Source organism: Sphingomonas cremea (assembly GCF_021502585.1).
GTDB lineage: Bacteria > Pseudomonadota > Alphaproteobacteria > Sphingomonadales > Sphingomonadaceae > Sphingomicrobium > Sphingomicrobium cremea.
This window is the reverse complement of the sequence record NZ_JAKFGM010000001.1, coordinates 121,019-133,430: the sequence shown is the minus strand read 5'-3', so window position 1 is coordinate 133,430 and position 12,412 is coordinate 121,019. Positions and strand designations below refer to the sequence as shown.

The window sequence follows — 12,412 nt, the reverse complement described above, 5'->3', positions numbered from 1 at the left end:
AGCGCATGCTGCCGCCTTACACAGTTCGACTCGTCCCGCACGACCCGCAGTGGGCCATAGAAGCCAGCCGGGAAGCGGCCCGGCTCCGCGAAGGGGCTGGATCTGCGATCCTGTCGGTCCATCACATCGGATCGACTGCGATTCCCGGTATCGTTGCGAAGCCCATCATCGACCTGATGGCGGTAGCACCGGACCTTGAGACACTTGAACGGGCAAGGCCGGATATCGAGGCTTTGGGATATGCCTGGCACGGCGATTATGGAGTGGAAGGGCGGAGGTTTTGCACGCTGACCGATGCCGCAACCGGTTTGCGCAAAATGCATCTGCACTGCTACGCTGACGGCGACCCGTCCATTCGCCGACACTTCGCGTTTCGCGATTATCTCTGCGCGGAACCGGACAGGGCGCAGGCCTATGCGCGGATGAAGCGCGGCTGTGCCGCGAAATTCCCGGCGGACAGCAATGCCTATACCGACTGCAAGGACCAGTGGATCAAACGAGTAGAGGCCGAAGCGCTCAAACATTATTAATGGAGAGTCGGCGCTTATCATTGCCTGTGGTGCGCTGACGCCCGATAAGCGGGCATGACAAACCAACCGAAACGAATTGCGAAGCCTGTCACGCGCATCCAGGGCAATTTCCTGGCCGCGCTGGAGCGCAGGCTGCTGACATGGCTGTGCGCCCGAATGCCGATTTGGGTGACGCCCGACCTGCTGACCGCCGTAGGCGTAATCGGCGCAGTCGCCGTATTTGCGGGATATAGCTTCAGTGCCTTCGACAGTGGCTGGCTGTGGCTGGCGATCGGCGGCTACTGCGTCCAATGGTTCGGGGACTCGATGGACGGGAGCCTAGCCCGTTTCCGGAAGATCGAGCGGCCGTCCTACGGCTACTTCATCGACCATAGTTGCGACGGGCTGGCGACACTTTTGATCCTTGCCGGGATGGGCATCAGTCCTTTCGTCAGGCTGGATGTCGCATTGGTCGCGCTGGCGGGTTACCTGCTGCTTTCCATCCATGCATTCCTGGCTGCTCGCGTGCTGGGAGAGCTTCGGCTCTCCTACCTCGCCGCGGGCCCCACCGAGCTAAGGCTGGTCCTGATCGCGTTGACGATAGCCATGATGACGCTTGGCAGCGGCCCAGGCCTTTTCGGAGCTTTGTCGGGTTTCGACCTGTTCGTCGGCACCGTCGGAATCGTGCTGATCCTGTTGTTCGTCGTCCAGACACTGGTGACGGCGAAGCGGCTTGCGGGGGATGAACAGGCGGGTTCAAACTAGGCTTGCCTGCGCGTGCCGATGGCCACAATGAAGAACCGATGACCGACGACCATCTATACCGCCGCGGTGTCGGCGTGATGCTGATCAACCACGATCGGCTCGTCTGGGTCGGGCGGCGGATCGATAATCGCGACGAGGCGTGGCAAATGCCGCAGGGCGGCCTCGACAAGGGCGAGGAGCCATGGGCAGGAGCGTTGCGGGAACTGGAGGAAGAGACCGGAATCGTTCCGCACCTGGTCGAACGGCTGGCCGACCATCCACAACAGCTGCGTTACGACATTCCTGATGCGATCGCCTCCCGGCTGTGGGGCGGCAAGTGGAAGGGACAGCTGCAGGACTGGTATCTTGCGCGGTTCCTGGGAACCGACGTCGACATCGACATTGTCACCGACCATCCGGAATTCAGCCACTGGAAATGGGTCGAGCCGCACTTGCTCCCCGAACTGATCGTCCCGTTCAAGCGGGAGATGTACCGGGCGATCGTCGAAGGGTTTGGCGACTTCCTCTAACTGCCAACCCAGCGACGGGTGTGGCGTTCGGCGCTCCGCCAAGCTAGGAGCGGCGGCCATGGAGGGGTTGAGCCAGATCGAGCGAGACTGCGTCGCACATGCGACGGCGGAGGAAATGCTGCAGCAGGTCGAGGCCTGGTCGGCGATCAATTCGGGCTCGCGCAATCTCGACGGCCTGGCGTCGGTCGCATATCTCCTGACCGAGGCCTTTGCAGAACTTCCGGGTGAACTGCGGATGCTGGAGCCGGCCCCGGTCGACGCAATCGATTCCGCGGGAAAGCCTTATCAGGTTGCACATGGTCGCAACCTTCACCTGACCGTCCGGCCCGGCGCGCCGGTCCAGCTGCTTTTCACCGGCCATATGGACACGGTGTTTGGCGTGGATCACCCCTTCCAGTCCTTAAACTGGCTTGAGCCTGGCAAGGTTCTGAACGGCCCGGGCGTCGCCGACATGAAAGGTGGAATCGCGGTCATGCTGGCCGCCCTGAAGGCCGTCGAAGCAAGCCCGATCGCGGCGCAACTGGGCTATGAGGTCGTCATCAATAGCGACGAGGAAGTCGGCTCGCTGGGTTCGGCCTCGCTGATCGCCGAAGCAGCCAAGGGCAAGCGCGCGGCGCTGACCTATGAACCGTCGGCGCTGCCCGACGGAACCCTAGCGGGAGCGCGGCCGGGCAGTGGCAATTTCAGCTTCACCTTCACCGGCCGCTCGGCCCATGCCGGACGCAATCCCGAGGATGGCCGCAATGCACTGGTGGCCGCGGCCGACCTCGCCTTGCGATTGAAAAAGGGGGTTGGCCCGCGGCTGTCGATCAATCCGGCGAAGATCGACGGCGGCAGTCCCAACAATGTCGTACCGGACCTGGCCATATTGCGCGTCAATCTGAGGCCCGCGACACTCGACGACCAGGCCCGCGCGCAGGGCCTGATCGACGATGCGGCGGCAACGGTCGCCGCCGAGCATGATGTCCAGATCCACGTTCATGGCCACTTCGCCCGGCCGCCCAAGCCGATCACTCCGGAAACCGAAGCCCTGTTTGCCATGGTCCAAAAGGCCGGCGCGGACCTTGGCCAGTCGATCGGCTGGAAGCCCACGGGCGGCGTTTGCGACGGCAACAATATCGCCGCTTGCGGCGTGCCCGTGATCGATACGATGGGCGTGCGCGGTGGAAGCATTCATTCGATGGAGGAATATCTGATCGTTGAGTCCCTTGCCGAGCGCGCCGCGCTGTCGGCCCTGACCATCCTCCGGCTGGCGGAGGGCGCATGAGCTACCGGATCCGCGCCGCGCGCCCCGACGACCTTCGCGCCTTCTACGACCTTGCCAAGCTGACCGGGGGCGGTTTCACCAATCTGCCGGCGGAACGTGCGACCCTTGAGGACAAGCTGGCGCGTTCAGAGGCAGGGTTCAGCCGCCCGGGAGAGAATCCGGGCGACGACCTTTATGTATTCATGCTGGAGCATGTCGAAACCGGAGCGATCCGCGGCACATGCCAGGTGTTCGGCGCGGTCGGCACCGACCGGCCTTTCTACAGTTACCTGATGTCGACCCTGACCCAGAAGAGCGAAGAGCTGGGCCGCATCTTCCGCAACCAGACGCTGACTTTGACCACCGACCTTGAAGGATCGAGCGAGGTCGGCGGACTTTTCCTCCATCCCCAGGAACGCGCGGGCGGGCTCGGCATGCTGCTCGCCCGCTCCCGCTATCTGTTCATCAAGCAGCATCGCCCGCGCTTCGGGGATACGGTGCTGGCCGAGCTTCGCGGGGTGATGGACCAGGCCGGGCATTCGCCATTCTGGGATGCGCTGGGAGGGCGGTTCTTTGGCATGACCTTCCCCGAGGCCGATGAATTCAACGCGACTCACGGCACCCAGTTCATCGCCGACCTTTTCCCCAAGACGCCGATCTATATGTCGATGCTTCCGGAAAGCGCGCGGGCGGTGATTGGCCAGCCGCACCCAACCGGGCGCGCGGCGCTCAAGATGCTCGAAAATGAAGGCTTCGTCTGGGACAGCTATATCGACATTTTCGACGGCGGCCCCACGGTTACGGCGCGCACCGACCGGATCAAAACAGTGATGGAGGCCGATTGGCTTCGGATTGCGGGCACCAATGGCGCCGACGGCCCGATGATGATGATGGCGGCGGGGGTCATGCATGACTTCGTCGCCTGCTATGGCCATGCGACCAAGACCGACAATGGCGAGCTGCTGATCGAACCCAAGTCGATGGAGATGATGGGTATCGGTCCGGGCGACCGGATATTGGCGGTGTCGCGGTGAGCACGATCCGGGAGATCAATTTCGACGGGATCGTCGGGCCAAGCCATAATTATGCCGGCCTTAGCCTCGGCAATCTCGCCTCTTCCCGCAACGCCGGGGAGGTGTCCCGGCCGCGCGCAGCGGCGCTCCAGGGCCTGGAAAAGATGCGCGCGAATATCGGCCTTGGCCTCGTCCAGGGCGTTTTCGTGCCGCAGCCAAGACCGGCGCGCGCCTGGCTTTCCGAACTCGGGACGACGATCGAGGAAGCCGAACATCATATTGCTGCCAACGCAATGAGCGCGTCGTCGATGTGGGCCGCCAATGCGGCGACCGTAAGCCCGGGCCCCGACGCGGCCGACGGGCGATGCCACCTGACCGTCGCCAATCTGAAGACCATGCCACATCGCAGCCATGAATGGCCGGGGACGCTGGCCCAGCTCCGCCTCGCCTTCGCCAGCGATGGCTTTACGGTGCACGGCCCGGTCCCGCCGGCGTTCGGCGACGAAGGCGCGGCCAATCATATGCGGATTACACCGTCGCATGGCGAACCGGGTATCGAGGTGTTCGTCTATGGTGTCTCGGGCGGTCCCTTCCCGGCCCGCCAGCATATCGAGGCATCGAAAGCCATTGCGCGGCTGCACCGACTGGATCCCGATCGGACAGTGTTCGCCGCGCAGAGCGAGGATGCGATTGCCGCCGGCGCCTTCCACAATGACGTTGTCGCGGTGGCCAACGGACTGGTGCTTTTTGCCCATGAAAAAGCCTTCGCCGACCGCGACGCATTGGTTGCCGAGCTTGCCGAGAAGGTCCCAGGCTTCGAACTGGTCGAGGTGCCCGATGCCGAAGTTCCGCTGAAAGACGCCATCCGCAGCTATTTATTCAACGCCCAGCTGGTGACGCCCCCCGACGGAGCGATGACGCTGGTGGCGCCAACGGAATGCCGCGACACGCCATCGGTCAAGGTGTGGATCGACCGGCACCTCGCGTCGAACGGCGCGATCCGCAGGGTCGAGTTTGTCGACGTCCGCCAATCGATGGCCAATGGCGGCGGCCCCGCTTGCCTTCGGCTCCGTGTCGCCTGCGACCCGGCGGCGGTGGATCCGCGGTTCCTGGTCGATGAAGCCAAGCTCGACCGGCTTGCCGATGTCATTGCCGGGCATTGGCCGGAAGAAGTCGCATCCGGCGATATTCGATCGCCTTCGCTGATCGCCGATGTCGAGCAAGCGCGACGGGCCCTGCTCGACGTTCTTGGGCTTGTCGAACTGGCATAAGTCGCGTTCTGGGACAGTGCCCACAGGGCCATTCGACCCGACTCAGTTTTTCCGCTACCGAGGAACGGTAAAGGCACAGTTAACCACTGTCCTTAATCGGGAAAGGGCGGAACGACGCCATTCATGTGGCGTTTGCTTAACATATGACGACACTCCGCAAGCTTGGCAGACTCTTTACCATCAAGACGCGTCTGGAGGCGTTCCTCGTTACTTATGCAATCGCAGTAGGCGCGGTCGAGCGCGGTGCTCACTATATGCAAAATTATCCCGGAAATGGCGGAGTCCTGCTCGCCTTCGCATGCCTAGGAGTACCGTTCATCGCCGGTGCGAAGCTGCTGGACAGCGTTCGCCCTGCCGAAGCCGGCCCGGCAATGAATAAGGCACCTTTAGCCCGCCGCCTGCCGCGGCGACGCATCAGTCATAGTCGACCCAAAGATCACCACTCGGCCCGCGGTTCAGCGTCACCGTCGTCACATCGCATAGATTGACGCCGGTAAAGGTCGCGGATCCGCCCCCGGCCAAATCCGCCTTGATGTCGAATGCGCAATCGGGATTGGCATAGGCGACAGCCGTCCGGCCGCCATTGGCAGGCGTGCCGCCGAGCGGGGTCCACGCACTTGTGCCGACCCGCCGGATGCTCATCGAGCTGATGTTCGCGCCGGTCTTGTTGACCAGTGTGAAATTGCCCGCCCCCGCGGCGGCGGCCGGAAATGGTGCGGCAAGGATCGCGATGCCAAGCAACGAGGCGATGATACGGTTCATGATGCAAACATAATCCCGACGGGTCTGGGATTCAAAGGGGTGACGCGCGCCCACCCCGCTCGTCGAGCGCGCGCCAGAGCCCCCGCAGCTAAGCTGCGAAGGCCGAAGGACTGTGCGGACGCGATCGGGAAATGAATACCGCCGCGGCCGGTTGGCGAAAGCTTTCGGATAGCGGCAATGCCGTGGAGCAAAAGCCGCATTCGGCAAGCATTCGGCCGACATACCAATGAGTTCGCCCGCAGCCGGGGCAGCGGTTGATCTCATTGTCACGATACACGGCGTGGTAGCCGCGTCTTGCCGGATCAAATCCGGTAACGTTCGAACTCCGCATCATCGTTCCTTCCTTAAGGCCCGAAACGAGCGACGAGTCGTTAGGTTTCAACGATAAGCTGATTCGCATAGGCTGTCACCACTGTGCGACGCTCCTGTCCCAGGGGGGGACGGGCAAGCCCCTGTGGATATTAACTATCGATTCACTTTTTGCGCGCAGTCTGCTGTGCGCCGAACGATAGTTGGGGGAGTGCGTGGAATGGTGTCCAACCAGCGTTTCTATCTGCGCCGTGCTGCAGAAGAGCGGACGGCCGCCCAGCGTGCGATTACGCCCCAAGCCCGCGAATGGCACAGCAAGCTGGCCCAGGATTTTGCCCGTCGGGCGGTAGAATGTGGCGCCGTCACGGTCGGCGCGGTCGCCATAAACGCCTGAAACCGCCTCGTTCGGCGCCAAGCAAATCCGGTCCGGCCATCCAGCCCGTTTCTAGGGCGAGACGTTCTCTGGACTGCCTCGGGAAAATCCCCAGTTTTGCGCCGCAACAAACCCGACTGGCGGTCTTTCATTAACTCTGTTAAACAAATTGAGTTCGTTATCTGGAACGGGGGTTATCATGCTTCGTCGTACTAGCTTGGCTTTGTTGGCCACGACTCTCATCGCAACGCCCGCCGTGGCCCGCGACAAAACACTCTATATCGGCGCCGAAGGCGGCCTGACATGGGCCGGCGATACCGATCTGGACGCCAACGATGTACCTACTGGCGTTGGCAGTGCCACCGTCGACATCAACAACTTCCTGACCATCAATCATAAGATGGGCTACGATGTGGGCGTCATCTTTGGTTACGACGCAGGCATTGTCCGGGCGGAACTGGACCTGTCCTACAGGCGCGTTTCGCATAAGGACTATGATTTCAACTTCACCGACGGCGAAGGCGGATTCATCGACGGCTCGATCGATGGCAACGGCCATACCCGCTACGTCGCGATCATGACCAACCTCTTGCTCGATTTGGGCGATGAGGATGGCTTCAGCTTTTATGCGGGCCCTGGCTTGGGCTTCGCCTGGGGCAAGTTCAGCCTCGACAACGTCCCCGGTGACGACAGCATCACGGACGGCGGTGTAGCGTGGCAATTGATTGCCGGCGTGCGCTATGCGCTGAACCCGAACGTCGATCTTGGCCTGAAGTATCGCTACTTCCATGCAAGCAGGGTCACGGAGCATTTCTCCGACGGATCGGATGTGGACGGAAGGTTCACTTCCAATTCGATCCTGGCGACGGTGACATATAATTTCTATGTGCCGCCCCCGCCGCCGCCACCACCTCCGCCACCGCCGCCACCGCCGCCTCCGCCGGCAACGCAGACCTGCCCGGACGGTTCGGTGATCCTGGCGTCGGACGCGTGCCCGCCACCTCCACCGCCACCGCCGCCTCCGCCGCCTGCGCCGGAGCCGGAACGAGGCTAAGCTCGAAATCCAATAGGGCGGCCAGCCAGCTTCGCCGTCCTCTTGGGGGCAGGAACGGTCCGGGGAGAAATTCCCGGGCCGTTTCGCATTTCGATGCGCCCGAACGGCCGACGGGCGCCGCGAAGTTTTGCTTTGTTAGGGAAAATGGCGCGCCCGGAACGATTCGAACGTCCGACCCTCAGATTCGTAGTCTGATGCTCTATCCAGCTGAGCTACGGGCGCGTGCCGGGGGGTCCCTTAGGGTGAGCGATTGAACGGCGCAACCCCTTGGCGACAATATGGCCCGCATTGCGCGAACAATCGCGCGCCCTTAGACGATCATCATGCGCTGCCCAGTGATCCTATCTGCCATGTTGATGGTCGGGGCCTGTTCGGCGCCTATGGTTGGCCCGGAGCCAAGCCTTGCCCCTCGCGCCGCGGAAGCGATCGATCCTCGCGTGCCGGTGCCAGACAACGTCCCGAGCGGCCCGGTCGATGCGGCGCTTGCAGGCAAGCTCGATGAGCTCGTCGGCATGGCAAAAGCCGGGCAGCCTATGTTCGATGCGAGGCTGGCAAATGCCGAGCGGCAGGCCGCTGCGGCCGGTCCAAGCGCCAGCGAGAGCTGGGTCGTAGCCCAGCAGGCGCTATCTCAACTGGTCGAGCAATTTGGAGTGACGACCAAAGCCGCGGCGGACATCGATTCCCTCGCCTCGGCACGGATTGAAGGCCAGCGCTGGATTCGGCCAGCCGACCAGCAGGCCATCGCTGCGGCCGCTGCGGAGGTTGCCGCCATAAGCGGGCCGCAAGCCGCATCGATCGAGCGATTGCAAATCCTGTTGAACCGCTAGGCGAGCGCGGCCGCCCTGGCGGCCGGCCAGTCCGCCGCTTCGATCCGGTAGACCACGGCCGGATTCATCTCCGGCCCAAAGCGCGGATCGACGAAGTCCAGATCTTCGCGCCTGGTCATTCCGAGCCGTTGCATCAGTCCCTGGCTCTCTTCGTTGCGCGGTACCGTGAGCGCGACGACATCCGGCGCCCCGAAACGGCCGAATGCGAGGTCCAGCGCAGCGATAGCGGCTTCCTTGGCATAGCCTTTGCCCCATGCGCTTTCGCGCAGGCGCCAGCCAACCTCAAACTGGCCGGTAAGGTCGGTTCCCGGCGAATTGACCCGCTTCAGGCCGCAAAATCCGAGCAGCTCGCAGTCGTCCTTCCGCTCGACTAGCCAGAAGGTATGACCGAAGTCGCGCTGGAAACCATTGATGCGGCCGAGCGCTGCCTCCCAGGTCGCGCGATCCTGCACGCCGCCAAGATGGCGCATCACGGCGGGCGTATTCATGATTGAATAGAAACGATCGCCGTCCCCCTCACCCCATAAGCGCAGGCGCAGGCGTTCGGTTTCGGCGACGACGTCGGTCATGATGTCCTCCGACCGCGTCCCGCGATCAGGTATAGAAAGGCCCCCACCACAAGGAAGGCGATGAAGGCCTGCCATTCCGCAACGTTGGAATGGGAAGCCGCCCAGACACACAAGGCCGCCGCCACGATGGGCAGCAGAATGCCCCGCCCCCAGCGAAGCTTCCCGTCAAGAAAGTCCAGCCGAGGCACTGCGGCGATGCAGGCGATATAGGCGAACAGGCGGGACACGGTGCTGATAACGGCAAGGGTAACGAAGGTTCCCGACAGCGCGAGCGCAAGCCCTATCCCGCCTACCGCCAGAATCGAATTCACCGGCGTCGCGAAGCGCGGGGAAATTCGGCCGAACCAGCGCGGAAGCAGGCCTTGGTCGGCAAAGCTGGAAGTAATCCGCGAAATGGACGTCACCGCGCTCAGCTGGTTGGCAAGGACCGAGATGATTGCCGTCACCCCGAGGAGCAGCGCGCCTGCGGGCCCAAGCGACTTTGCCGCCAGGTCGGCTAGCGGCGCATCGCTTCCCCCAATGCCGGACGCCGTATAGGCCAGCTGGACCAGAACATAGAGCAAGGTGACGCCAGCCACCGTCAACAGCAGCGCCTTCGGAATTGCGCGCTTGGGGTCGCGTGTCTCGCCGGCCGGGATCGTTGCCGCCTCAAAGCCGACGAAGGCGTAAAGCGCTGCCAGCGCCACTCCCTCTATGGCGGAGAAATCGGGCAAGGTCGGCGCAGGTATGGGAGCAAACAGCAGCCCCAGCGCACCAATCAACAGCAATGGCGCCACCTTCAGCATCGTCATTCCGCCCAGCGTATCCACCGCACGGCGAATACCGACGATATTGACCAGCGTAATCGCGCCGACCGTGACGATGATCGTCAGCGGCCCCTCAAGTGGCGGCCACAGAGCCCCGGCATAAGCACAAAGCACGTTGGCGTTGGCGGCCAATGCCGCAGCCCGTGCCGCGTAGAGCATCCAGCCCGCCTCGAAACCGATAAACCGGCCGAATGCAGCACTGGCGTATAATTGCGGGCCGCCTGAGGAATCGAACCGGCTTGCCAGGTCGGCATAACAAAGCGCGATCGGCATCACGCCCAACCCGGCGAACAGCAACAGCCACGGAGCGAAGCTGCCGACGGCAGTATCCAGCAATCCGGGCAAGCCGAAAATCGCGGCCCCGATCATGCCGTTCAAGGCAAGAAAGGCGGCACCCCAAACTCCGACGTCGCGCCTCGTCGCGACGGCCTGTCCCCCCTCGCTCAAGCTATTGCTCCGCGATTAGTCGCGCGGCGAGCGGCGCATGATAGGTGAGGACCCCGGTCGCGCCGGCGCGCTTGAAGGCCAACAGTGTTTCAAGGACCAGCGCATCGCGTTCGCCCGCGCCGGCTGCGGCCGCGGCCTCGATCATCGCATATTCGCCGGACACCTGGTAGGCGAAGGTCGGAACGCCGAAACGGTCCTTCACCCGGGCCAGAACGTCGAGATAGGGAAGACCCGGCTTCACCATCACCATGTCCGCCCCCTCGGCGAGGTCGAGCGCGACTTCGCGAAGCGCCTCGGCGCCGTTGGCGGGGTCCATCTGGTAACCGCGCTTGTCGCCCTTCAACAGTCCGCGGCTGCCGACCGCATCGCGGAACGGGCCATAGAAAGCCGAGGCATATTTGGCGGCGTAAGCCATGATCGCCGTGTCGATGCAGCCGGCCTTTTCAAGCCCCTGGCGGATCGCGCCGACGCGGCCATCCATCATGTCCGAGGGGGCAACGATGTCCGCGCCCGACACGGCCTGGACCAGCGCCTGCTGAACCAGGACAGCTGTCGTCTCGTCGTTGAGCACCCTGCCATTGGCGTCCGTCAGCCCGTCGTGGCCATGAGCGGTGTAGGGATCGAGCGCGACGTCGGTCAGAATACCAACTTCGGGTACCGCATCCTTGATCGCCTTGATCGCACGGCAGATGAGATTGTCGGGATTGAGCGCTTCGCGCGCATCCTCGCTGCGAAGGTTGGCGGGGGTATTGGGGAAAAGCGCGACACAAGGGATTCCAAGTTCGCGCGCTTCGCGGGCCTTTTCCGCAAGGCGATCGACCGACCAGCGGCTAACGCCCGGAAGTGTGGAGATCGGTTCCTCCTGACCCTGCCCTTCGCAGATGAACAACGGCCAGATGAGGTCGCTGGGATGAAGCCGATGTTCGGCCAGCATATCGCGGATCCAGGGGGCAGAACGGCCGCGACGCATGCGCATGGCGGGAAAGGATGGAGTCACCATGCGGCCCCTCTAGCGGAGAAGGGTAAAGGAAAGAAAGCCGCCGCCGTGCATTGAGCAACAATGACCGATGCGCTTCCGAAACGAGCAATATTGATCGTCAACGCGATGAGCCGGAAGGGGGAGGCCGCGTTCGACGAAGCGCGCGACAAGCTGTCCGCCACGGGCCTGGACCTCATTGCGGCGCATCGGGTGACTGAGCCGCAGCAACTGGAGCCGCTGGTCAAAGCGGCCATAACGCAGGCCCCGATGGTGATTATCGGCGGTGGCGACGGGTCATTGTCATCGACCGTCGATCATTTCGTCGGGAAGGACACGGTGTTTGCCGTCCTGCCGCTGGGCACCGCCAATAGCTTCGCCCGAACTCTTGGGCTTCCGCTCGACCTGGACGGCGCGTTGGATGTGATTGTCCATGGTCGGCGCAGGCGGATCGACCTTGGAATCATCGACGGCGATTATTTCGCCAATGCCGCGGCATTGGGCCTGTCGCCCCTAATCGCCGACACGGTCCCGCATAATCTCAAGCGCTATCTGGGGATGGTCGGTTACCTGATCTGGGCGACGCGCGTGGCGTTCAAGTTCAGGCCGTTTAGGATTCGGGTCACGCTGGATGACGGGACAGTCGAGAAATGCTGGTCGACCGAGGCACGGATCGCCAACGGCACCCATCATGGCGGGGTCGAGCTGGTCGAAAGCCAGCAGCTGGATAGCGGAGTGATTGTTATCCAGGCGGTGACCGGAAAGAGCCTGCTGCACCTGGCCTGGAGCTGGTTTGCAACCCTTTTCAAGCTTCGGAACCGAGAGCAGACGGTCACCGAATGGCGCGGCAAGAAGATGGTCCTCGATGCCCGTCCACGCCAGAAGATCAGCATTGATGGAGAGATTGCGGCCAAGACCCCGGTGAAGGTCGAGGTGGCGCGAGGGGCGATCGAGGTGGCGGCGCCGAGGGATTAGT

The 12,412-nt window shown here is 63.1% G+C and carries 15 protein-coding genes and 1 tRNA gene; 10 read left to right on the top strand and 6 right to left on the bottom strand.

The annotated features are described in order from the left end of the window. Nucleotides 1-5: 5 nt before the first annotated feature. From LVY65_RS00665 to LVY65_RS00640, 6 genes are read left to right on the top strand one after another with little or no spacing between them, the layout of a single operon-like run. A complete protein-coding gene (locus LVY65_RS00665; protein ID WP_235066088.1) occupies nucleotides 6-530 on the top strand; it encodes a GrpB family protein in 525 nt (174 codons plus the stop codon). A gap of 54 nt (nucleotides 531-584) precedes the next feature. Continuing rightward, entirely contained in the window at nucleotides 585-1,274 is a 690-nt protein-coding gene (locus LVY65_RS00660; RefSeq protein ID WP_235066087.1) for a CDP-alcohol phosphatidyltransferase family protein, read from the top strand. A 38-nt stretch (nucleotides 1,275-1,312) separates the two neighbouring features. Further along, nucleotides 1,313-1,783 (top strand): RNA pyrophosphohydrolase, encoded by a 471-nt coding sequence (locus LVY65_RS00655; protein WP_235066086.1) that lies wholly within the window; start codon nucleotides 1,313-1,315, stop codon nucleotides 1,781-1,783. 58 nt (nucleotides 1,784-1,841) lie between these two features. Beyond that, nucleotides 1,842-3,050, top strand: coding sequence for a hydrolase (locus LVY65_RS00650; RefSeq protein ID WP_235066085.1), 1,209 nt, complete (start codon nucleotides 1,842-1,844; stop codon nucleotides 3,048-3,050). Then, nucleotides 3,047-4,063, top strand: coding sequence for an arginine N-succinyltransferase (locus LVY65_RS00645; protein WP_235066084.1), 1,017 nt, complete (start codon nucleotides 3,047-3,049; stop codon nucleotides 4,061-4,063). Before LVY65_RS00650 ends, LVY65_RS00645 begins: the two co-directional genes overlap by 4 nt. Beyond that, nucleotides 4,060-5,313 (top strand): N-succinylarginine dihydrolase, encoded by a 1,254-nt coding sequence (locus LVY65_RS00640; RefSeq protein ID WP_235066083.1) that lies wholly within the window; start codon nucleotides 4,060-4,062, stop codon nucleotides 5,311-5,313. Before LVY65_RS00645 ends, LVY65_RS00640 begins: the two co-directional genes overlap by 4 nt. A 414-nt stretch (nucleotides 5,314-5,727) precedes the next feature. On the opposite strand, the gene LVY65_RS00630 is transcribed toward LVY65_RS00640, so the two are convergent. Then, the gene (locus LVY65_RS00630; RefSeq protein WP_235066082.1) at nucleotides 5,728-6,075 is read right to left on the bottom strand and encodes a hypothetical protein; all 348 of its coding nucleotides are present in this window, start codon (nucleotides 6,073-6,075) and stop codon (nucleotides 5,728-5,730) included. Between the two features lie 88 nt (nucleotides 6,076-6,163). Next, complete coding sequence (locus LVY65_RS00625) at nucleotides 6,164-6,409, bottom strand: hypothetical protein (protein ID WP_235066081.1); 246 nt, start codon at nucleotides 6,407-6,409, stop codon at nucleotides 6,164-6,166. A 195-nt stretch (nucleotides 6,410-6,604) separates the two neighbouring features. Between LVY65_RS00625 and LVY65_RS00620 the strand changes: the two genes are divergently transcribed. Together LVY65_RS00620 and LVY65_RS00615 are read left to right on the top strand one after the other, a co-directional pair. Further along, nucleotides 6,605-6,778 (top strand): hypothetical protein, encoded by a 174-nt coding sequence (locus tag LVY65_RS00620; protein ID WP_235066080.1) that lies wholly within the window; start codon nucleotides 6,605-6,607, stop codon nucleotides 6,776-6,778. Nucleotides 6,779-6,956: 178 nt separating this feature from the next. Next, nucleotides 6,957-7,811, top strand: a complete 855-nt coding sequence (locus tag LVY65_RS00615) for an outer membrane protein (RefSeq protein ID WP_268828550.1) — start codon at nucleotides 6,957-6,959, stop codon at nucleotides 7,809-7,811. Between the two features lie 145 nt (nucleotides 7,812-7,956). On the opposite strand, the gene LVY65_RS00605 is transcribed toward LVY65_RS00615, so the two are convergent. After that, a tRNA-Arg gene (locus LVY65_RS00605) sits at nucleotides 7,957-8,033 on the bottom strand. Nucleotides 8,034-8,146: 113 nt separating this feature from the next. Here LVY65_RS00605 and LVY65_RS00600 point away from each other — a divergent pair. Beyond that, nucleotides 8,147-8,638, top strand: a complete 492-nt coding sequence (locus tag LVY65_RS00600; protein ID WP_235066079.1) for a hypothetical protein — start codon at nucleotides 8,147-8,149, stop codon at nucleotides 8,636-8,638. Here LVY65_RS00600 and LVY65_RS00595 read toward each other — a convergent pair. The 3 genes from LVY65_RS00595 to hemB are packed head-to-tail and all read right to left on the bottom strand — an operon-like array spanning nucleotide 8,635 to nucleotide 11,460. Next, complete coding sequence (locus LVY65_RS00595) at nucleotides 8,635-9,207, bottom strand: GNAT family N-acetyltransferase (protein WP_235066078.1); 573 nt, start codon at nucleotides 9,205-9,207, stop codon at nucleotides 8,635-8,637. The two genes, LVY65_RS00600 and LVY65_RS00595, sit on opposite strands and share 4 nt — an antisense overlap. After that, nucleotides 9,204-10,460 (bottom strand): APC family permease, encoded by a 1,257-nt coding sequence (locus LVY65_RS00590; protein ID WP_235066077.1) that lies wholly within the window; start codon nucleotides 10,458-10,460, stop codon nucleotides 9,204-9,206. Before LVY65_RS00590 ends, LVY65_RS00595 begins: the two co-directional genes overlap by 4 nt. A gap of 1 nt (nucleotide 10,461) precedes the next feature. Next, nucleotides 10,462-11,460 (bottom strand): porphobilinogen synthase, encoded by a 999-nt coding sequence (gene hemB / locus LVY65_RS00585; protein ID WP_235066076.1) that lies wholly within the window; start codon nucleotides 11,458-11,460, stop codon nucleotides 10,462-10,464. A gap of 60 nt (nucleotides 11,461-11,520) precedes the next feature. Here hemB and LVY65_RS00580 point away from each other — a divergent pair, with 60 nt between their 5' ends. Further along, a complete protein-coding gene (locus LVY65_RS00580) occupies nucleotides 11,521-12,411 on the top strand; it encodes a diacylglycerol/lipid kinase family protein (protein ID WP_235066075.1) in 891 nt (296 codons plus the stop codon). Nucleotide 12,412: the final 1 nt, after the last annotated feature.

Coding starts and splice junctions, on each gene's coding strand:
- LVY65_RS00665 (WP_235066088.1), top strand. CDS start 6: ATGCTGCCGCCTTACACAGTTCGACTCGTCCCGCACGACCCGCAGTGG.
- LVY65_RS00660 (WP_235066087.1), top strand. CDS start 585: ATGACAAACCAACCGAAACGAATTGCGAAGCCTGTCACGCGCATCCAG.
- LVY65_RS00655 (WP_235066086.1), top strand. CDS start 1,313: ATGACCGACGACCATCTATACCGCCGCGGTGTCGGCGTGATGCTGATC.
- LVY65_RS00650 (WP_235066085.1), top strand. CDS start 1,842: ATGGAGGGGTTGAGCCAGATCGAGCGAGACTGCGTCGCACATGCGACG.
- LVY65_RS00645 (WP_235066084.1), top strand. CDS start 3,047: ATGAGCTACCGGATCCGCGCCGCGCGCCCCGACGACCTTCGCGCCTTC.
- LVY65_RS00630 (WP_235066082.1), bottom strand. CDS start 6,075: ATGAACCGTATCATCGCCTCGTTGCTTGGCATCGCGATCCTTGCCGCA.
- LVY65_RS00625 (WP_235066081.1), bottom strand. CDS start 6,409: ATGATGCGGAGTTCGAACGTTACCGGATTTGATCCGGCAAGACGCGGC.
- LVY65_RS00620 (WP_235066080.1), top strand. CDS start 6,605: ATGGTGTCCAACCAGCGTTTCTATCTGCGCCGTGCTGCAGAAGAGCGG.
- LVY65_RS00615 (WP_268828550.1), top strand. CDS start 6,957: ATGCTTCGTCGTACTAGCTTGGCTTTGTTGGCCACGACTCTCATCGCA.
- LVY65_RS00595 (WP_235066078.1), bottom strand. CDS start 9,207: ATGACCGACGTCGTCGCCGAAACCGAACGCCTGCGCCTGCGCTTATGG.
- hemB (WP_235066076.1), bottom strand. CDS start 11,460: ATGGTGACTCCATCCTTTCCCGCCATGCGCATGCGTCGCGGCCGTTCT.
- LVY65_RS00580 (WP_235066075.1), top strand. CDS start 11,521: ATGACCGATGCGCTTCCGAAACGAGCAATATTGATCGTCAACGCGATG.